23 protein-coding genes are annotated in these 19766 nt (G+C 47.3%); 6 read left to right on the top strand and 17 right to left on the bottom strand.

From position 1 onward, the window contains the following. Nucleotides 1–114 precede the first annotated feature (114 nt). From NF683_RS14945 to NF683_RS14930, 4 genes are read left to right on the top strand one after another with little or no spacing between them, the layout of a single operon-like run. The gene (locus tag NF683_RS14945; RefSeq protein WP_253920362.1) at nucleotides 115–855 is read left to right on the top strand and encodes a class I SAM-dependent methyltransferase; all 741 of its coding nucleotides are present in this window, start codon (nucleotides 115–117) and stop codon (nucleotides 853–855) included. 2 nt (nucleotides 856–857) lie between these two features. Next, nucleotides 858–2033 (top strand): peptidogalycan biosysnthesis protein, encoded by a 1176-nt coding sequence (locus NF683_RS14940; protein ID WP_253920361.1) that lies wholly within the window; start codon nucleotides 858–860, stop codon nucleotides 2031–2033. A 15-nt stretch (nucleotides 2034–2048) separates the two neighbouring features. Further along, on the top strand, nucleotides 2049–2381 hold the full coding sequence (locus NF683_RS14935) for a hypothetical protein (RefSeq protein ID WP_253920360.1): 333 nt from the start codon (nucleotides 2049–2051) through the stop codon (nucleotides 2379–2381). 2 nt (nucleotides 2382–2383) lie between these two features. Then, the gene (locus NF683_RS14930) at nucleotides 2384–2908 is read left to right on the top strand and encodes a pyridoxamine 5'-phosphate oxidase family protein (RefSeq protein ID WP_089038026.1); all 525 of its coding nucleotides are present in this window, start codon (nucleotides 2384–2386) and stop codon (nucleotides 2906–2908) included. Between the two features lie 169 nt (nucleotides 2909–3077). On the opposite strand, the gene NF683_RS14925 is transcribed toward NF683_RS14930, so the two are convergent. The 4 genes from NF683_RS14925 to NF683_RS14910 all read right to left on the bottom strand — a co-directional run bounded on the left by NF683_RS14925 (nucleotide 3078) and on the right by NF683_RS14910 (nucleotide 5442). After that, complete coding sequence (locus tag NF683_RS14925; RefSeq protein WP_253920359.1) at nucleotides 3078–3404, bottom strand: DUF7709 family protein; 327 nt, start codon at nucleotides 3402–3404, stop codon at nucleotides 3078–3080. 276 nt (nucleotides 3405–3680) lie between these two features. After that, nucleotides 3681–4022, bottom strand: a complete 342-nt coding sequence (locus NF683_RS14920; RefSeq protein ID WP_253920358.1) for a hypothetical protein — start codon at nucleotides 4020–4022, stop codon at nucleotides 3681–3683. Between the two features lie 408 nt (nucleotides 4023–4430). Beyond that, on the bottom strand, nucleotides 4431–4862 hold the full coding sequence (locus tag NF683_RS14915) for a GNAT family N-acetyltransferase (RefSeq protein WP_125747167.1): 432 nt from the start codon (nucleotides 4860–4862) through the stop codon (nucleotides 4431–4433). Between the two features lie 85 nt (nucleotides 4863–4947). Continuing rightward, a complete protein-coding gene (locus tag NF683_RS14910) occupies nucleotides 4948–5442 on the bottom strand; it encodes a nucleotidyltransferase family protein (protein ID WP_253920357.1) in 495 nt (164 codons plus the stop codon). 505 nt (nucleotides 5443–5947) lie between these two features. Here NF683_RS14910 and NF683_RS14905 point away from each other — a divergent pair. Beyond that, the gene (locus NF683_RS14905) at nucleotides 5948–7144 is read left to right on the top strand and encodes a DEAD/DEAH box helicase (protein ID WP_253920356.1); all 1197 of its coding nucleotides are present in this window, start codon (nucleotides 5948–5950) and stop codon (nucleotides 7142–7144) included. A gap of 54 nt (nucleotides 7145–7198) precedes the next feature. Here the strand turns inward: NF683_RS14905 and rho are convergent, their stop codons facing one another. From rho to NF683_RS14865, 8 genes are all read right to left on the bottom strand, one after another. Continuing rightward, nucleotides 7199–8155: a transcription termination factor Rho gene (gene rho, locus NF683_RS14900; protein ID WP_253920355.1), complete on the bottom strand. Its 957-nt coding sequence runs from the start codon at nucleotides 8153–8155 to the stop codon at nucleotides 7199–7201. Between the two features lie 275 nt (nucleotides 8156–8430). Next, nucleotides 8431–9027, bottom strand: a complete 597-nt coding sequence (locus NF683_RS14895) for a hypothetical protein (RefSeq protein WP_253920354.1) — start codon at nucleotides 9025–9027, stop codon at nucleotides 8431–8433. Between the two features lie 92 nt (nucleotides 9028–9119). Continuing rightward, nucleotides 9120–9905 (bottom strand): hypothetical protein, encoded by a 786-nt coding sequence (locus NF683_RS14890; RefSeq protein WP_253920353.1) that lies wholly within the window; start codon nucleotides 9903–9905, stop codon nucleotides 9120–9122. Nucleotides 9906–9996: 91 nt separating this feature from the next. Further along, a complete protein-coding gene (locus NF683_RS14885) occupies nucleotides 9997–10968 on the bottom strand; it encodes a trypsin-like serine peptidase (protein ID WP_253920352.1) in 972 nt (323 codons plus the stop codon). 90 nt (nucleotides 10969–11058) lie between these two features. Next, nucleotides 11059–11640 carry a class I SAM-dependent methyltransferase gene (locus tag NF683_RS14880; protein ID WP_253920351.1) on the bottom strand — a complete coding sequence of 194 codons (582 nt, stop codon included), beginning with the start codon at nucleotides 11638–11640 and terminating at the stop codon, nucleotides 11059–11061. Between the two features lie 91 nt (nucleotides 11641–11731). Next, nucleotides 11732–12562, bottom strand: coding sequence for a TIR domain-containing protein (locus NF683_RS14875; protein WP_253920350.1), 831 nt, complete (start codon nucleotides 12560–12562; stop codon nucleotides 11732–11734). Between the two features lie 138 nt (nucleotides 12563–12700). Continuing rightward, a complete protein-coding gene (locus NF683_RS14870; protein ID WP_253920349.1) occupies nucleotides 12701–13285 on the bottom strand; it encodes an HD domain-containing protein in 585 nt (194 codons plus the stop codon). A gap of 709 nt (nucleotides 13286–13994) precedes the next feature. Beyond that, on the bottom strand, nucleotides 13995–14531 hold the full coding sequence (locus NF683_RS14865; RefSeq protein ID WP_253920348.1) for a DMT family transporter: 537 nt from the start codon (nucleotides 14529–14531) through the stop codon (nucleotides 13995–13997). Nucleotides 14532–14625: 94 nt separating this feature from the next. Between NF683_RS14865 and NF683_RS14860 the strand changes: the two genes are divergently transcribed. Beyond that, the gene (locus tag NF683_RS14860; protein ID WP_253920347.1) at nucleotides 14626–15603 is read left to right on the top strand and encodes a LysR family transcriptional regulator; all 978 of its coding nucleotides are present in this window, start codon (nucleotides 14626–14628) and stop codon (nucleotides 15601–15603) included. Nucleotides 15604–15962: 359 nt separating this feature from the next. Here NF683_RS14860 and NF683_RS14855 read toward each other — a convergent pair whose 3' ends face one another. The 5 genes from NF683_RS14855 to NF683_RS14835 form a co-directional block, all read right to left on the bottom strand. Beyond that, the gene (locus tag NF683_RS14855) at nucleotides 15963–16313 is read right to left on the bottom strand and encodes a cupin domain-containing protein (protein WP_253920346.1); all 351 of its coding nucleotides are present in this window, start codon (nucleotides 16311–16313) and stop codon (nucleotides 15963–15965) included. Between the two features lie 146 nt (nucleotides 16314–16459). Next, on the bottom strand, nucleotides 16460–16750 hold the full coding sequence (locus NF683_RS14850) for a hypothetical protein (RefSeq protein ID WP_253920345.1): 291 nt from the start codon (nucleotides 16748–16750) through the stop codon (nucleotides 16460–16462). 134 nt (nucleotides 16751–16884) lie between these two features. After that, nucleotides 16885–17394 (bottom strand): ClbS/DfsB family four-helix bundle protein, encoded by a 510-nt coding sequence (locus NF683_RS14845; protein WP_253920344.1) that lies wholly within the window; start codon nucleotides 17392–17394, stop codon nucleotides 16885–16887. A gap of 136 nt (nucleotides 17395–17530) precedes the next feature. Next, the gene (locus tag NF683_RS14840) at nucleotides 17531–17872 is read right to left on the bottom strand and encodes a GNAT family N-acetyltransferase (RefSeq protein WP_253920343.1); all 342 of its coding nucleotides are present in this window, start codon (nucleotides 17870–17872) and stop codon (nucleotides 17531–17533) included. An 884-nt stretch (nucleotides 17873–18756) separates the two neighbouring features. Beyond that, a complete protein-coding gene (locus NF683_RS14835; protein ID WP_253920342.1) occupies nucleotides 18757–19683 on the bottom strand; it encodes a pyridoxal-phosphate dependent enzyme in 927 nt (308 codons plus the stop codon). Nucleotides 19684–19766: the final 83 nt, after the last annotated feature.

Here is a 19766-nt window from a genome sequence, read left to right as displayed (position 1 = left end):
AGTCAATGAATTAAAAAATTACATTACGCAAAGAAAAAAAAACATCAAATTTTAAGGTTGTTGCTATGTTAAATAAAGTGAACCTTCAGGTATCCATGCGTAGGGAGTAGATAAATGTCACAACAATTTGACGAGCTTGCCGCCTTATATGAAAAAATGGCCGAATGGCCATTTCGAAAGTACTGCGAGATACCTTCCACTATTGAAGCTCTCGGAGATATTAGCGGGCTTTCTATTCTTGATTTCGGCTGTGGAAGTGGCTTCTATACCCGGCTGTTAAAAAAGCATGGCGCCAAGGAAGTCGTCGGCTACGATATATCTTCAGGAATGATAAGTTACGCACGTCGTCGCGAAGAGAAAGAGCAACATGGCATCTCGTATATTGATAATAAAGACAATATCCCAGAGAAACACTTTGATATCGTTCTTTCTGTATATACTTTACCCTACGCGAAAAACCTAGCGGGCCTTATGGAATTATGCAGTGATATGGTGCGCCCCATAATCCCAGGCGGTCGTCTCGTAACACTTCCTCTTCACCCGAACTACGCGCTACAAACATCTTACTATCGCCCCTACGGTTTCGACCTCATCAGCAGCACTACCACTCCTAGAACTGACGAAACGCCGCTGAAACTTCACTTGTGCAAGCCCCCCTATGATGACTTTGTAACGGCTTACTACTGGTCGAGTGAGGCATTAACTAGCGCCTTGGAACACGCCGGGGTGAAAAATATTGAATGGCAAAACTTTCATGTAACCGATGAGGGCAACGAGGTTCACAAGAGCAATTTCTGGGAGGCTTATCAAACATGCCCACACTCAATCATTCTCTCAGGACACAAAGGAGTGTGAACGTGCTGACACCTCACGTGTCCACCACCACCTCCCTGCCTCCCTTCGGAGCCGTTTGGGTCCGCTGGTTCAATTCGATCAGCTCTCTTGACCATCACGAGTGGGACTCATTGGTCGAAGACAGCAATTTTTTTAATAGCTACAGATGGTTACAGTCTCTCGAATACTTCAGTCGACCACGCTCTGTCTTGACGGTTTTCGGCCCAGGAGGGCTCTTGGCAGGCTGCCCGATATGGGAAGGACAGCCTGACGATCCTCTGTTTTCCCCCTCACACTGGTTTACAGGGCTGCCAGGACCGTGGGAGGAAAAATTTCTGTGGGTGGGGGCATACCGATCCACGCATAATGAGTTGATTTGCGGACATGGGGCTCGTCATCAAGAAGCGCTGGCACTGCTGCTTCATGAGCTCCAAAACAAAGCCAATCATGATGGGTTGGCTGGCGTTCTACTGCCCTATATGCCGTTGAAAAGAGCCCTGTATGTAGCCTCATACCACCCTGATGCACAAGTGCTGCTACATGATGCCGAAGCTTCCCAGCACATCTCTCCAGGAGGCTTAGACGACACCATCTCGTCCTGGAAGAAACACTATAGAACACGGACACGAGCCGAAATAAATGCCTTTCACAATCAGGGAAACCAAATAGAGTGGTCACCCATTACGCCAGCACTAGAGGAAATACTGGTCAACCTTGTTGCCATGAATCGATCCAAACACGGTGCGACCACTGGAGAATCATGGATGCGCAAGGTGTTCATGAGTCAACACCAGTCCAAAGCCATTGATCACTCAATCGTTGCCCTTTCTCGAAACAAGGGGAAGATTAATGCTGCCACCATATTTTATCGTTTCGGAAACTCGCTTCACGCCCGATATTTCGGTTCCGACTACACGGAAGAAAAGGATGACTTCCGTTACTTCGTTCTCAGCTACTACGCACCTTTAAGATACGCACCCAAATATGGCTTAAAAACATCCCATCTCTCAGTTTCAGCCTTGGATGCTAAAGCAAAACGTGGAGGATGCATCGAGCCGCTCGCCACCGTCGCAATTTTTAGAAAAGAAAAGTTAGCGGACGACCTTGTGAAGAAGCACAACTTCGCTGTTGTTGACAGTCACCAGAACAGGTTTCGCAAACACCTGACCCCGGAATGGTTCGACGATGGAATCATCTGATAATAGGAGAGATTCATGCTTCATCTAGTCTATATTCTTCAGCCTACCGAGCATGCACGAACCCACACAAAAGAACTCTGGGAGTGGATACGCTCACGTCAGTCATGGTTCTACGATGGCTTGGACATGGTCCATGAGCCCCGTTGGTTCAACTACGTTATCGGTAATAACGTGCACTGCCTGGAGCACTCGGTAGCTTTCGAAGACGAAGCGGCCTGGGGCGCCTACCGCAAGGCAGTTTCACTGCGCTCTAAGGATCCTGAGTGGGAGGCAAGGCGAATCGAACAGGAAAAATGGTGGGAAATCATTGACTCCCGACTCATGAACGATATTCAACTGGAGAGTTAAGAATGACGGAGCATACAACAACAACGCTACACACACGTGCGAACCGACTTCTGGATACAGCCTCTTTCATCACATTGGCCACCTGTAACGATACTGGAACGCCTTGGGCATCCACCGTCAACTATGTGGTGCTTCGCTCTCCACTGCGCCTTATCTGGTACTCCATGACCCAGGCGCAACATTCGATTAACATCGAGCGACAACCCATGCTATCAGGTTCAATCTTTCGCACCGATCTCGGCGAGTTATCACCTCCCGCAGGCTTAGATGGTTTGCAGCTCCTTGGAGATGGACGTGCCCTACCCGATGAAGAAGCAGAGGCTATCCATACCTTGTACTACCGCTTGAACTTTCCCGATCCAGAGCTAAGAAAAACCTGGCAACTGCCACTCACAGAATTTCTCGAAGGCGGACGAAGACGATTCTATGAAATGCGCCCACATAGTCTATGGTTGCTCGATCTGGACCAGTGGCGAGAGGACAAGGTGGACCAACGAGTAGCGGTCGATATTTCGCAGTTGGTTTGAAACGGCACGAGCTACTGTAATCTTCACAATACGCTTCGTGGCGGCTAAGAGCGTTGATCAACAAGATAGCCAAGCCACTCAGCGTATCCATAAAGAACTGCATCCATGAAGAGCTAGCCAGCGGACGGCAAAAGCTTCTCAAGCCTGCAGCTTACAGCAAACGCCCATATTAGCTGCCAGCACGAGCCAAATACGCTTTTGCGCATTCACCTACAAAGCGTCGACCGGGATTATCACCCGCTATCCAGTCCTCAATAGGAAAAAGGTCAAACAGGCCAACCTTCACAAGCGTTGGAACGGCAAGCTCAAGCTCTTTTTCTACTTGGCCTCGTTCGCCAGCGTTATAAAGATTAATGTTATAGAGCATCGTTGCAACCGTTCCCGTCTGAACCTTACTGCCATCTTTGAGATGAACCGAAGGAAGAACTTCCCCACCGCTAACGACTTTCTGATTTACAGCGGCCAACTGCTCCGTATGCTCAACGCTTTTTTTCATTAGCACTCTCCTTTTTTCAAGCGGCTCTACTTTTAAACAGCTCAGCTTTCTCGCAGCAGCACAGCGGGTAGTCGATCAGTATTACACTGATCGAGAAGTGGCTGAAGCCATGAATGCCGGATATTCGAGCATGGATAAATGGGTGCGAGTGCGTCAACTACGCCAAGAGCGTGATGATCAAACCCTTAAACAACGCCCATGACACCCACGCCGGCACATTGTTTGATATTAAAAACATCAACCCCAAATTATGGAGATTCTTTATTAAAGCCAGAATTATCTTTCATTATACCATGGGTCTATATCAATACCTCCGTCACATGTGATTTCAGCTCGATAATATCCTGAGTCCGTCTCAAAACTTTGTAATATCAAATCTCCTGAGTCCCCTTCAAGATACTCAAAACTTTCTTGCATACGAAACCCACTCATTGCAAAAACTTGTGGAAAATCATTATGAAAGCCATCAATAGTACTTTTAATTTCCTCATGCGAAAGATTATTGCACCCCGTGCCGGTACTGCTATATTTCATATACAAGGCATAAGCTAACATCAACAACCCTACAGCCAGCACCATTAACATAAAAAAATATATTAAAAATTTAAAATATTTCATAAAAAACCCGAACCCACCTCGTACTATTTAACTCATAGCCTCGCCTCAAAACCCTAAGAAACTGACCTATAAGTATTAATTGCATAATCATCATAACCAAAGAAATCACCTATTGCTCAAAATACATTAGTTTCCGCTTCGCGAAAAGGATAGCAAAAACCTTTATTTCGATGATGACCTAGTTTAGTTAAAATATGATTTAGGACACAAAAAGCCGTTTCATAAGCAAGGCCTTACTTTTTTTGGGGTTAACAATCCGGACAATGTCATAAATATGACCTCCAAACCAAGCGTTGCGAATCTGCCCTGAACACGTTGTTAAACGATTTTCTCACCATCTACGGAAACGCCCAAGGTTATTAGCCTCGGGCGTTTCTTCTAGCAAGCTTGGTTACCACAAATCGAGCCTTAAAGTGTCATATGCAGAATTGGAAAGGGTTTTCCCATATCATCAATGGGTGAGCGTGAAACTACCTTGAACCCCATATGCTCGTAAAATCCAACAGCCTGTGGGTTTTGTTCATTGACGTCCACGTTGGTTGCACCTAACTGCTCAATCGCATATTGCAGTAGTGCCTTACCGATACCTTGCCCTCGCGCTTCATTCAGGATGAATAGCATTTCAATCTTTGAGTTTTGGGCACCCAAAAAACCTAGGATTGAACCACGTTCATCTTTAACGCACCTCAATGTAACAGCGGGAAACGCCTGCTCAATGATAATTGGTTTAAAAAACTCAATATCTTCTTCCGTTATAAAGTCATGAGTTGCTCGGACTGACTCTTCCCAAACATTAAGCATCTCTGCATAATTTTCAGGGAGCACATTTTCTACGATCATCGTACTTCTCTACAGTTGACTGAAATTCATGCGCAGACGCACTTCTCTAGTGACTATTTTCATCACTCTTTCTCCTCGAACCTCCTCACCTGTCACTGGGTGAATTACCTGGCTCCTCGTTCTCACGGATAGCGCAGACATCTTCGATATCCACCGGCCGTGCGAGTATAGATTTATACCGCACCAGATCATCCTTAAGCATAAGAGGAAGCTCAAGACCCAACAAATGCACCGTCAAATAACGAGAAAAATCTATGTTGAGCGGCACCCAGGTTTCGCTACTTGCATCGAAAATTTGTGAGCCGTCAACGTTACCCACCTCCACTTTAATACCTTCATACTTGAACTGGACGTAGGTTAGATCCCAGCCTTCCTCCTGGCGGTGAGCGGCAGCTTTGGATACAAACTGCTGACCGGCCTGAACCACTGACGCAAAGTACTCGCCGGGGACAAACAAGTCGATGTCATTAAGCTCACGCTCTGAACCATACCCCTTTGCTGCAAGCCCCCCGCAGATCAAAAAAGGAATACTCCTTTCTCTCAGTAACCCCACAATCCATTGAGCTGCTAAATGATGCACGTCTCCTCCTTTTTCACATACCCTCCTTCAACCTTAACTGAATAGACCACACGATCAGATATTAATTGAATGCGTAGCGCTGCTATCGCGGGTGCCTTATGGCTCGTTCCTCGCCAAGCGTTACGCCGCACACAAACGTGCCATCGTTTGATTTTGTAGTGCGTGGTAAGCGCAGCGCACCCGCAATTGTGGCTCGAAAATATGCGTGGCTTAAAGCGACTCCACTGCCATGGTCGGCTACTTAGTAAAAGCTAATCTACTTAATAAACACTAATAATAATTCAAACTCACCGTATTCGGAATTTTAAAAGATCATAAAAAACAAAACGCACCATAAAAAATCACTTACTATTCATTAAGTTAATCTCTGTCCTTTGGTCATAAACTGCGCCATTCCACACAATTGCGCTAATTATTCTATTCGAGTAATGAATGGCTGCTTTTACGCTATACTGCGTCATCTTTTATTTTTGACACACCTGACGACCATCTGTCTGAGCACCTCATGCCATTTTCAAAACTAGGCTTATCCCGTCCTCTTGTTCAAGCGATTACCGAACTCGGTTACAAAACGCCAACGCCCATCCAGGAACAAGCGATTCCAGCCATTCTTTCGGGCAAAGACTTAATCGCCACCGCACAAACAGGTACAGGCAAAACCGCGGCCTTTGTTCTGCCATTGCTAGAACGATTCAGCCAAGCGGAAGCATTGCGCGGCAAACGCATACGCGCGCTGATTCTGGTGCCGACCCGCGAGTTAGCGGTTCAGGTCGAAGCCAATGTGGCTCAATACGCTAAACACACGCAGTTAACCTCTATGGCAGTGTATGGCGGTGTGGATACCGCGCCTCAAAAAGAGCGGCTAATCGAAGGAGTGGATATTCTGGTCGCCACGCCGGGCAGGTTGCTGGATTTAGCGCATCAGCGTGCGCTGCACTTTGATGAACTTGAAGTTATGGTGCTGGACGAAGCGGACAGAATGGTCGATATGGGTTTTGTCGATGACATCCACAAAATCTTAGTACGCCTGCCTGAAAACCGTCAGAACCTACTGTTTTCAGCCACCATGACCGGCGACGTTCGCGCCCTGGCCTACGGTTTTTCAGATAGTAAGATGACCGACCTGGCGTCTGACATCTCCATCTCTCCCAGCATTCGCGCCGCCGCCACTATCAAACAGTGGCTAATCACGGTAGACAAAGACACCAAGTCTGCCCTGTTGAGCCACTTGATCAACGAGCAAGCGTGGGATCAGGCGCTTATTTTTGTCGAGAAAAAACACAGTGCAGCCAAGCTGGTTGCTCAACTGGAAAAGCGCGGTATTCAAGCGGATTCCATTCATGGTGGTAGAAGCCAGGCCATGCGCGAAAAGATTTTGGCGCAGTTCAAAACAGGCGAACTGAAGTACCTAGTGGCCACGGGCGTCGCCGCTCGAGGGTTGGATATTGGTGAGCTGAGCCGCGTGGTGAATTACGATTTACCTTTCCAGCCAGAAGAGTACATCCACCGCATTGGCCGCACCGGCCGCGCGGGAGCCTCAGGTGAAGCCATCTCTCTTGTCGACATCAGTGACTTTAAGAACCTTTGTGCGATTGAAAAGCGCTTAAACAACATTATTGAGCGCAAAGAAGTTGAGAGCTTCCCGGTTAAAAAAGCCGTCCCCGCTTCCAACTTGAACCATGCTAAAAAAAGCAAGCGCTAAGAACTAGCAAAGAAGCTCACCTCTTACAGAAGTGAGCTTCTTGATCGCATACATTTACGAGGCGGGTAAAAACGCATCTAACAGCTCGGCATTGGTTGGATATTTATCCAATAACGCCAGCAGTTTCTGCGCCCCTTCTACTGGCTTAAGATGTGTCAACGCTCGACGCAATGCGCGTACTTTTTCAATATCTTTCGCATCAATCAATAGCTCTTCTCGGCGGGTACTGCTTTTGGCAATATCTATCGCCGGGAAAATCCGTTGATTCGCCACTTCCCGTGACAGCACGATTTCCATATTGCCCGTGCCCTTAAACTCCTCGAAAATCACCTGATCCATACGGCTTCCGGTATCCACCAGTACGGTGGCCAGAATGGTGAGTGACCCACCGTTTTCGATCTTTCTCGCAGCGCCAAACAGTTTGCGTGGTATTTCCATCGCACGGCTATCCAGTCCACCCGACATGGTACGACCATTGCCGCGCTGCTCGGCATTATGCACCCGCGAGAGTCTGGTAAGCGAATCGATCACAATCATCACATTATGACCCTCACCCGCCTGCTTACGCGCCGTCTCAAGAAGCTTATCGGCCAAATGCACATGGTGTGAGTAGCTTTCGTCTGAAGATGAGGCATGGACTTCTGCCGACACACTGCGCTTAAAATCGGTCACTTCTTCAGGGCGTTCATCAATCAGCAAGGCATACAGCTTTATGTCAGGATACGCGCCTGCCACGGCCTGACAGATATGTTTTAACAGCGTCGTTTTGCCAGAGCCCGGCGGCGCAACAATCAACCCGCGCTGCCCCATCCCAATAGGCGTAATCAAATCCATCGCCCGCACACTACGCTGCGAAGAGCCAAGCTCTAAAACAATGCGTGGGCTAGGATGAATCGCCACGCCATTTAAAAAACGTTTTTCGAGATCATCAGGAAATGGACTTTCAACTTCATCGGCGGGCTTGGCATCTAGCTGCCTTTTCGTTTTCAAACTGAGTGTTTTTCTCGCCATAATATTGATGGATCGCCTTGAATAGCCTGGATTAATAGCATAGCCATCCGAGCAGTCGCACAGTTGCGGTACTCGGCATGGAAAACGGATAGGTCTAACTGGTGCTCAAAGATACTGAGTTGGAGCAGATCTTGGTAGTTTATAGAGCTTAAAACGTGGCATGCAGAACACTTCTCGACTGTTTTTCCGATCCTAGCAAAACTTAGCCTTCAGCGGAGTTTTTCTACAGGCGACGTCAGGAGCCTCCCTTGCCTGCATTTGTTAGAAATTATTGGCTATCCCGCCATGTGAGGAAGAAGCAGGTATTTGGCTCGTGCGGGCATAGCCAAGTCATATCGCATTGCTCGCATTTTTTGCCATTGTATAAAAGCTTCTTTACCCAAAAACTCTGAATCAATTTTCTTCATCAGCCGAATCGCCTTCGCCACAGCGACAGTTAGAGTTGCATATGTGATCCTGATATCACCTTTCTGAGGCCACTCTTCCGGCTGTTCACGATGAGCAATCTCACGATTTCTTTTTTCTTTGAGCTTGTTAGCCACTATGAACCGTCTGAACTCTTGAACCTCGTCCTGCAGTGTTCCTAGCTTTTCAGACGCGAAATAAAACGTAGTTTGTCCGATCTTCTGTTCCGAAAGCTCTGCCAACGTAAGCACCAGGTCATTGCTGATCCGATCTCTTACTGCGTAGATAAATGCGAGGCTTTCGTTCTTCATATCTGCTTGAATATCATCAGTTTGCAGATGATTCGCTGAACCGATTAGCTGCCTCAAAATTATCCAATTGGTAATAGCTTCACCGACTTCGCCGCGAAGGTTGCCAATTAGTACCTCAGGGTTAGTCTTTTTTAGCCTTACGCGGGAGTCAGCCACAGCTACCTCGAATTTTTAACGCCGCTAAGCACACGCGGCTTCGGAATGGAGGCGAAGCCGCAATGCAGTAGACGTCGCCGTGACTTGCCTTGTTAAGCTTCTTGATGTTGTCCATCCACCATTTTGCGCCTTATTTCCGAACTCATTCTGAGAGTTTCTTTGTCATCTGGAGGTAAATAACCAATCTCGTCTAGCTTTTCCGCCAGATGCCGGATAGTAGGCTCGTAAAAAAATAGAAGCGCATTATTATCACGGTACTGAGCGAGCATTGTGAGCTGCATTGATAGCTTTACAATCGTTAGATGAAGCTGCATCAGGAGTGACTTAGTCTTCACCAATTCAGTTTCAAATTCTGCTGGCGGGCTCTCTTCTGGCTTAATGATCTGCTGCAATGCGTCATCAGTTGCAAAAGATAAAACAAAATACAGCTCACGTTCTCGAAGCTGATCTCCAGCGACGAAATATATTGGCTCTCGATACAGTTTTTCAAGCCGTCCTTCTAAAACCTGGATGGTTTTATATACATCAGTTTTTTTGCTTTCATTCTTAAAGTGAGCCACTTGTTCCTGAGCGGCAATCCTTGATTGCGAAATTTCTGCCCTAGTTGCCTCTAATTCCCGATTTTGAAGAACTATCGTGAGCAACAGTGCCGTTAAGGCTAAAAAGCTTAGTATGGGGCTTAACGTGCCTCCCATGAAATCACCAAACGTGCCCCAGCGTTCGTGCTCCAAAGTGAGACTGCCCTGAAAGTTGAAGATATAGAAAATGAACACTGCCGCGACTGCAGCAATAGCTGAGACAAATATCCAAACCAGCCACTTCAGGAGCTGGTCAGAGCTTGCCAACTTGAATTTTTCTTGGAGGTTTCGATTTTCCACGAATCTATGATCCTTGTGAGGCTTAACGCTCGGCTCTGGGGCTGCATAGAGCGTAGTGTAATGCAGCCCCTAGCAGCCGCTTGTTATGCCATTACCTCTGATCTTTCGCTTCTTGTGTTTCAAGAAGCTGTTTGACAAAGCACGTTTTGATTATCTTACCAAATGGAATCCTAGTTCTTACGTTTGGAGCATCATCAATTGGTAGTGTCGCCTGGGCACTTACTACGCCGACTAACCTTCCATTCTCAATTACAGGACCACCACTGTTTCCTGGATATATGCTCATATCACACCAATAAAACGGTAATTGAGCATGCAACATAGAAACTTTCCCCCATGAAAAAACGGGTAATGATAAGTGGCTTGAAGACCAGTGTGCCGATGCGGGGTGTTGGCTAACTTGCCCTAATAGAGCAGTCGCACTAGGAAATCCTACTGTAAACACTTCTGTACCTTCGGAAGAGGGGCCATCTTCAATTAGTTCCGAAGGAATTGGGCTATACCCCAAAGCAATCAGTTCATCAGCGAACCGTTCATCTCGCTGATCCAGTGAAACAAGAGCCAAATCCAAATCGGGAGAAGAAAATGTGTATGGCACGGTGAACGATGCACCAGCACCCAGGTTCATCAAAAACTCTCGATGGCCCGAATCGCTTCCTGACATTACTTCATCGAGGGAGGGGACCCTAAAGACGATGTTAAAGATATTATTAAGCGCTCTTTCATTGGCAGAAGAGAGAATATGATCTCTTGAATGCTCCGGCCATCCTTCGGTTCTCTGTATCTCTTCTTCTAACTCTCTCTTCGCAGAATGTTCATCAAATAGAACGTGTCTAGCTGTTAGTAGATATCGCCTTTGATTGTGAGAAATGAATAAAGCTGTACCATGAAATCTTAAATCTCGACTCCTTCCGGATATTTCTTGACCGAATTCTGTTTGCGAAATTTCACCGCTCTCGAGTTTTTGTCTTAGCTCATCCATTCTCTTAATTCGATCATAGAAATGTTCGCTATCGGTCGCGCACTCTAAGTGAACTACTGCTTTTTTCCATTCTTCATTCATTGCTCATTTCCCTATAGGGGCATAACGTTTGAGCTGAGCGGCACACAACGACTGGTATTTTAGTCGTTGTGTGTCTGCTCAAGTAAATGGTTAGGTGTCGCGACGCTCAAGGACAACTTCCCACAATGCCTTCTCCTTGACGTACTTCCTTGTCGTGAAATGCTCCAGTGAGAGAGTATTCCAACCTTCCTCGAATAGCGACTCGACAGATTGGTTATCGAAGAAGCGCTTGGGCTCCCCATTGACTAGGAAAAAATCAGGTTCAACTTCCGGGTAGCCACTTGCTCCGAAGTTGTGATCCGTGGTGGAGTTCAGGCGGCAGAGGAGAACCCCACCAGGACGCAGGGCCGAGCGAATTCGTTGAACAATAACTTGAGTCTCGTCCCAAGCAAAGTAGTGCAACGAAAGACTTGCGACGATGACGCCCAAATCTGTTGCTTGCTCCGGTAACGGCTCCTGTATATCTATGCACTCGACCGTTGCAGAGGGAACGCGAATTTTAGTCTTCTCTACTGCCAAGCTTGAAACGTCGAAAGCATGCAATTTTAATCCAGCTGCTGAAAGCGTCTCTGTGTCATCTCCAGGTCCGCAACCAACCTCAAGAACACAACCATTTTCTGCACGTTCAAGGACAAGGGGTAGCCAACGACTTAGCCATGGGTCAATGATCATGGGGAACTTGGACTCCTAACGCAGAGCGCACCGGTGACCTTGACGCAGCGAAGCGGAGACAAGGGCATCCGTGTGACGCGTATTGTTAGCGCTAGAACGGGATGTCATCGTCAAAGTCATCGACCGGCTCCGGGCGTTTAGGTTGGATTGCATCTTCGTTCTTTAATAGGGTATCTACCCCCAAGTCCGTAATCGAATATGCAAAATAATCGTATCCGTCTTGCTCATCGGTTTCGATGACCTTATCCAGCAACCCCATTCTCTCAAGCTTTACGAGCGAGAGCTGGAGGACCGCCTCGTTTATGCCTCGAAAACTGTTCGAGATTCTGTAGAAAGCCATTCCTCTCGGGTCGCATGTATGGCTTTGTAAGCAAGCAGCGAGGAACCGATAATCCTGGTCCGTGAGCGTGTAATTTGCTGGATTTGCGACAATTCTCTGTGTAGCTGACACGCTCGCATGATCAATCAAACCAATTCGATCAATCTCAGATTTGATCAGCGCACAAGCACGATTAGTCGCTGATATAAGATCGTTATCTGATCGGCTTGCATCATAGTCAGCAGGTGTTACACCCAGAAGATCCGTTGGCAAGTGCATTTCGATATCGCGCGGCTTCAGGATAAACGAGCGAGCTTTACCGATCGCCCCAACGAATAGGCCCATTTCAAAAATTACGTTATCGCGCACAACATGTTCTGCCCTGCTTCGTATCTGGGCGATGTCATCCGGAGCGAATATAAAGAGAGCGAAATCAATGGCGGATGATTTTTCTACGAGGTCATCAATTGCAGACGAGGAGAGCCTGAACGTTCCGTTTTTCCATATTGTGACCTCAAGATCATGATCCAAGTTCACATTGACAGCTTCAGCTACCGGCAAGGTCTCAACGGACGAAGCTATGAATAAACGGGGTTTTCTCAAGGCCATCTCCTGATTCTATAAAAGTGCTAACGCAAAGCTCACCGGTGCATATTGTGGAGAGCGTTTTTGTGTGAGAATGGAGCACCGCGACATGCACAAAAATGAGCGTAGCAATATGTATCCGCGTGCAGCTTTTTGTTAGGAGGCATTTAGCCAACCTTGTTCAACGGCATATTCAAGTTTTTCGATAAACCATCCGTATATTTCTGGGCTTTCACTTTCAATAAACTGATGCATTTTTAATACTTGGCTCTTATGCACGCCATTATCCTTCCACGCTCGACCTTCGCTGGTAATGTTGTGGAGAAATGGCAATAAACGGTCGATAACTTTCAGCAACTTAGACTCTTTGCTTTCCCCAGTCTCTTGTTCCTCCCAAAGCTCTACGATATTTTCAATTGGATTTCCGGGGTGCGAAGCAATTTTTTTAACACTCAGACGCTCTTCAATATGTGCCTCATTTCTATTTTTGCTGTAAAGAAAAGTGTCTCCTGCACCAATTTCACCAAGGTCGTGGAGCAGTGAAAGTTTAATGAGTTTCGGCACATCATAATCATCCTGCAGTAGCTCTGCGAAAGCCCAGCAGGCCATTGCTAAATGCCATGAGTGTTCGGCTGAGTTTTCGATCCGCTCTCCGCCATTAATGTAGGTTCGGCGATTCACGGATTTAAGGGCATCTAGCTGAAGCAGGAAGTCTGATATTCCTGAAATTCTATCGGTCAAGTTTACCTCCTAACAGTGATTATATAGCCTAACACCCTTGAACATGTCAGCACGTTAATTGGTATTATCTAGCCACACCAAAAAATCATAAATCACTGTTTTTATAGATTTATAAATCCAGCATGGCAACATATCCCAAATTCGCGTGCCAGCTCGTTTTTACGATTTAAGCATACTTTATTGATAAATTTGGCTTAGGTCACGTGGCTTTGAAGAGAAATTGAGCTGGAGCAAATTTTGGGCAGCTATCGCGGGTGCCTTTTGAATCGTTCCTAGACAAGCGTTACGCCGTGCTACGGGGTGGCTAGATTGCTTATGTGGCGTGATCATCGCGCGCTAAAGCGCCCTCCCACAACATTATTAATGTAGTAACGGGTTGCATTGCGGGAGGTGTTTGGGCTTGGGCATAGGCTTCTTTCAGCGGGTGATGTAGGGGCTTGGCGAATGCAGAGGAGCATGAACCAATCTCCTCAGCCCCGTCATTCCCGAGTGGGGTTATCGGGAATCCAATTTGACCTTTTCAGCCGAAGCTAGGGTACTTAAATCGAAATGGATTCCCGCTAAAATCATGCGGGAATGACAGCTAGAGAGAAGCAGTCATTCCCGTCGCCTTATTAGGCACCGTGCCTCATCAGTCAACGTTAAAAGCCCAGTGTTAACAGCGGGCAGTTACAAACAGGGCACTCAACTCTACAGGTGTTCGGAAGTGTCATCCCTTGGACTCAGCGGCTCCAGAGACTTCAGTTGCTACCTGTGTAGAACTCTGGTGAGGCGATGCAATGGTCGGCGAAAACCACTGCACAGTCACCATACCCACCAGCACCAGCGTGACACCTGCCAAACGCCCAATGCTGACCTCCCTCACGGGCAGATTCAGCCAGCCATGATAATCCAACAACAGTGAAGTAATCAGTTGCCCTGCAATAACACACACAATGAAGTTGGTCGCCCCGACGCGTGGTACTAGAACCAACGCTGACGAAATATAGATGACTCCTGCTACACCGCCCAGCCAGGCCCAAGCCGGTATGTGCCTGATGGCCCCCAGGGTAGGAAGAGGCACTTGCATGGCAATCACGATGGGTATTACGACAAGCATACTGACAACCAGAGAGACCAGTGTCGCCCAAAGGGGGTGGCCTAGCGCTCGGCCCAATTCAGCGTTGCTGCCAGCTTGAAAAGGCACCAAGGCACCCGCGATAACCGCCACAGCCGCAAGCGCCACTAATGTGAAAGATGAATTCATGACAAGACTCCTGAGACATTGCAAAAGGTCTTTTATCTTTTATGATTCACGCCATAAATTGAAATTCATTTTCTTATTTTACGATATTCGCCTCATGAATAATTTAAGACGCATTGATCTCAACTTACTGGTTACCCTGCACGCGCTATTGGTGGAAAAGCACGTGTCGCGGGCGGCCCAGCGCTTACATAAAAGCCAACCGGCCGTCAGCCATGCTCTCGCCAATCTGCGGGCCATCTTTGACGACCCGCTGCTGATGAGACGAGCAGGCAAGCTGGAGCTCACCTCACGTGCCAATGAATTGCTACCGAAATTAACAGAAGCACTGCATCAGCTCGGCGCGCTGATTGAACAGCCCGCCTTTGACTCCGCCCATGAGAAACGAGTGTTTCGGCTTGCCATGTCAGACTATGGAGCTCGCGTAGTGCTTCCTGGTTTGGTTAGGCGATTGCGTTCAGAAGCTCCAGGGATTGATCTGCAAGTTTCTCAGGGCAGCCGCGTCACGATGCTGGCAGGTGTCCATGATGGGGAGGTCGATATGGCTTTTGGCGTGTTTCAGCCGCCTCTTTCGGATGAGTTACGTACTCATAAGCTATTCATTGAGCACTTCGTTTGTGCTGCGGATAAAAACACGCTGCCCCAAACGGGCGATCTTGATAAAACACAGTGGCTCTCGCGACCGCATGTCCTAGTCGCCATGCAAAGTAGTGAAAGCAATGAGATAGAAAACGCATTGCATAGAGAAGGCGTCAGCCGCCGGGTTGCGATGACCCTACCCCACTGGGGAGTGGCCAGCCATGTGGTGCCAAATACGGACTTGATCTTGACGGCCGCTCGGCGCAGCTTTGATCTATTTCTGAAGGACTCACCACTGCAGCTCTTCACACCGCCTTACCCCATTGATCCTTTTGAGTTCAGCATGGTATGGCACTCACGGCGGGAGAGCGATGCCGGGCACAACTGGCTGAAGCAGGCGATCATTGAGATGCTTCGAGAAGATGGGGAAAAAGAACAGGATGAGTCAGCAATTGCCGTACCGGCATTGACCATTCCCCCGACATCAACATCATAAAAGTGGCTAACATCTCAAACACTGGCGGCGCGTAGCAATGTTCGAGTGTTTTAACTTGATACTTATTGGGTCTTCCCCCCAGCTCAGCCCGTTTGGCTAAGCGAAAAGGCGACCAAACCTAACAGGAGAAGGCTCGGTAAATTACCACGTTAAAGAGCCTTAATAGGTGTTTGCTGTAAGCCATTCACCTGATTTTACGATTGGTGGCACCACGATGCTCTCCTTGCATATAACGCCGCGTTAAGTAGTGAGCAACGCTAACCACCCAACCTAAACTACTGTGCTGTAAACACTTAAGCTGAATCAAACCGAAAATGCCACACGTTGCGAATCTACCTTAAACGCTTTGTTATGGCGATTTACTTTAGACTTGCTTGGATTATTAGTAACTCAATTTCATTGTCCGATGTATTAACCAAACTATGGGTGCCAAAACGTTTATTAACTATCATATCTCCTGAAGCCACCTTTCTGTCCTCACCTTCAATGGTCATAGTGCCTTCACCTTTCAAAATGATATACATTTCTTCATCGTCTCCGTGAGTATGCTCACCCATAGAACTTCCCGGTGGCATAACGACACGGATGGCAAAGTCCCAAGCACCATCGAAATCTTTACGTCTGAATGCACGATAGATATCTATTGAACCTTCTCCATCATGGCTATTTTCGTCGACTTCTTTATCACAAGTGTAAAAATTACGTATCATCTTTTCCGAATTCCTTTCTGATTATTTTCCGCAGATCTACTGAGCGCCATAACGCCGCCAACACAGGCGGCCGAAGCGTAGCGTAGGCCGTCCAGCACGGCGGCTTTTTGCCGTGCGATTGTGCTTGGCCTTGTTAGCAGGCACCTTCACCACCCCAAAAAGTGAGACAGGAACGCCAATATTGTTAGCGGGATAAAACTGAAGTAAAAAGCGCGAATGACGCCCTTTAATACAGCATACTCCGGGATAACTGGCTCACTTCCGATATCATATTTTAACGGTCCGCCCACCATAGTGTGATGTTGTACGTTGAGAAGAAACGCGTACCAATCATCGCAGCCCTCAATAACTCGAGAGAGCCTTACAGCGTAGATGCTAGAAACAACTGCATACACAATGGTCAGGGAAAATACTATAGCAAACAGAATCGTGGTCATAATACTCAGTGCCTGCTAACGCCGCGTTAAGGTGTGAACAACGCTACCATCCAACCTAAACCATTGTGCCGTAAACACTAAAGCTGATACAAACCGAAAATGCCAAGCGTTGAGAATCACTCTTAAACGCCTTGTTATGTGAATTCTCGATTGAAGCGCCGAACTTTTGTACGCATATTTTTCATAGGTGATGACGTATTAAACTGAATCATGCGCCCTAGAGTCCATTGCTCATACCACGCTACACCATACAACTCATAGTCACTTAAACTGGAAATAAGTAAAAGTATCTCGTTAACCGTAGACTCTAGCTCAACAAGCAGATCATCGTATTTCCAGTCACGATATTCTTCGTGGAAACTTTCGGCGAGTAACCCCAGTTGATTCCATTTATAACCAGTTTCAGGGAAATCCACATGCTGATTTTGAGATTGTAGGCGATACCATTTAAGAACGAGTTTTCCCCAACCAATCAAGTAAGCCACTGTATCACTAACGCTAATGATTGTACCTTTGACGTTTCCCTCGACGCCAGATTTACGAGCTTTGCTTTCTGGAATTGAGCGATAGTCAGCCATTAGTTTTGGAAATATTGACTTTATGGCTAGCTCTAATTCATCCTTATTTCTAGGTACAGAAGACATTTTGACCTCCATTCACATAACGCCGCGTTAAGTAGTGAGCAACGCTACCACTAAACCTAACCAGACCACCGTAAACACAACACCCAACGATAGCACTAAAAATGCCATGCGTTGGGAATCTGTCTTAAACGCTTTGTTATAACTCTTTTACAAGGCAGTATGTCGTGTGACCTTTGGGATAATCGGGCAGCTCACCAAAAACTTTGTACCCACGTTTTTCATAGAACGGTTTAGCCTGAAAGCTAAGAGTTTCTGTACGCATGTATTGAAAGCCTTTTTCTTTAGCAAATTTTTCTGCGGTGTCCATAAGCTTATTCCCTACACCTTTACCTCGAGTTTCCACTGAGAGCCAAAGCAGCTCAAGGATGCAATAATTCCAGAAACCTGTTGCTCGAATACCACCTAAAACTTTGCCATTTTCATCTTTCGCAAATGCCGCAAACTTTGTGTCAGGCTCGAACACAACTTCATCTGGCATATGCTATTGATTAAACGACTGAATACCTTTACTTATTACTTCAAGGTCATTTTTATTAGGATTATCTGTTACTTCAATATTCATTTTTCATCCATACCGTGGAGAGTTATAACAGCGATTATATAGCCTTCTGCATAACACCCTTGAACATGCCAGCACGTTTATTGGTGTTATCTAGCCACCCAAAAAATCTTAAACCACTGTTTTATAATCTTATTTACCCAGCATGGCAACATATCCAAAATTCGCGTGCCGGCTCGTTTTTACGATTTAATCATACTTTATTGATAAATTTGGCTTAGGTCACGTGGCTTTGAAGAAAAATTGAGCTGGAGCAGGCTTTGTGCAGCTAACGCTACCTTTTGGCTCGTTCCTCGCCAAGCGTTACGCCGCTCTACGGGGTGGCTAGCTTGCTTATGTGGCGTGATCATCGCGCGCTGAAGCGCCCTCCTACAACACTGCTAATACAGTGACGATGTTGCGGGAGACGCATGGGCTTAGGCTTTGAGGACGTAACGCAGGGTTTCAACGACTTGATCTGTCGCGGTGCACTAGGCTTGGGCATCGACTTCTTTCAGAGGGTGATGTAGGGCTTGGCGAATGCAGAGGAGCATGAACCAATCTACTCAGCCCTGTCATTCCAGAACCACCTCAATCCCGTCATTCCTGAACCACCTCAGCCCCGTCATTCCCGAGTGTGGTTATCGGGAATCCAATTTGACCTTTTCAGCCGAAGCTAGGGTGCTTAAATCGAAATGGATTCCCGCTAACGGCATGCGGGAATGACAGCTGGAGAGAAGCAGTCATTCCCGTCGCCTCATCAGGCAACATTGAAAGCCCAGCGTTAGCAGCGGGCAGTTAATGATCTTAGCTGCTTGGCCTTGTTATAGGGCGTGTTTGCCGCTATTCCAATCCCTGATTTGATCAATCGTGGACGTAGCGCCGCCACATACTACGACCAATATATTGCTGAAATTTTCGAGTTCTGATGCATTCTCATACGCCATTGCCAAGCTCGCACCGCAGGCAGGCTCTACCACGATGCGATGATCGTCAAGGAAACGTTCGCAGGCAGTCAGTGCGCTTTGGTCTGATACCACGACGCTGTGGATAGGGTGAGTTTTTGACCATTGGAAAGCATTCTCGCAAACACGCTTGGCACCAAGTGAGGTGGCAATGCTTGTTACCTTTTCCAACTCGACCGTATGACCGGCGTTTACGGCTGCATGAAATGAGGCGGCACCCGTAGTTTCTACGGCGAAAACGGGGAGATCACTCCATCCGTTACGATGAAGCCCTTCTACCACACCTGAAAGCAGACCACCTCCGCCAACGGAAAGCACGACAGCGTCGGGCTTAAGACCGGAACGAAAAACTTCATCAATCAGCGTGGCGTGGCCCTGCCAAAGCAGCGGATCATCAAAGGGGTGGAGAAATGCATCCGATGCGCCGATCAACGATTGTGCAAAGGCGTTGGCTTCTTGCCAGGAGTCACCATGCACGATGACCTCCGCTTTCTCCAACCGCAGCAGTTCTTTTGCTCTTTCAGTGGTGGTTTCCGGCACTACAACCGTAACCGGAACACCTAGCCGACGACCGGCGTAGGCGACAGCCAAGCCAGCATTTCCTCCAGATGACGAAATGAACCTTCGAGCACCTCGAGCTAGATAGGTTTCACACGCATGGCCAATGCCCCGTATCTTGAATGAACCGGGCGGCTGCAGTGCATCAAGCTTAATCCAGACCGAACGTCCAGTGGTAACGCTCATTGTGCGGAATTCGATCAGAGGAGTTTCAATGTGTAGTGTCATGAGTACCTATCACGAGGCTGAAGAAAAGCCCGATTTCGAGCCGTTTCCGTCGCCTGTTTTCCTTATTAGTTTACTCAGCCGGT

Source organism: Halomonas sp. MS1, assembly GCF_024182575.1.
Taxonomy (GTDB): Bacteria; Pseudomonadota; Gammaproteobacteria; order Pseudomonadales; family Halomonadaceae; genus Vreelandella.
This window is presented reverse-complemented; position numbering and strand designations above follow the sequence as displayed.